The organism is Vibrio sp. HI00D65 (assembly GCF_001635455.1).
In the GTDB taxonomy this organism is placed as follows: Bacteria; Pseudomonadota; Gammaproteobacteria; order Enterobacterales; family Vibrionaceae; genus Vibrio.
The window spans coordinates 1-237 of sequence record NZ_LWEH01000006.1 but is presented as its reverse complement, the minus strand read 5'-3'; the positions used below and the strand labels follow the sequence as shown (position 1 = coordinate 237).

Annotated in this window: 1 protein-coding gene; it reads right to left on the bottom strand. The window is 46.0% G+C overall.

The genetic code is table 11. The annotated features are described in order from the left end of the window. Positions 1-176 (bottom strand): tetratricopeptide repeat protein (locus tag A3712_RS26440; RefSeq protein ID WP_157618696.1); only part of this gene is annotated, 176 nt, incomplete at its 3' end. Positions 177-237 lie beyond the last annotated feature (61 nt).

The following is a 237-nucleotide window of genomic DNA, read 5'->3' as shown; positions in this document are numbered from 1 at the left end:
CGAGAGTCTAGGGCTTCTAGCTTTTCAATGGCAGAAAGCCAGCTACCACTTTGCAGCGATTCTTGCGCCTCAGAGTAGAGAACCGATGGCGGTACATCTGGCACTATCTCTTCGGTACTTGAACAACCAGCCAAGAGTGATACGGCTAATAGACCCGCTAAAGTAAGGTGTTTCATGTCAGGCGTCGATTCCTTGAATTAAATATTTCGTAAGCTTCCGTTACTTTCTAACCAGTAA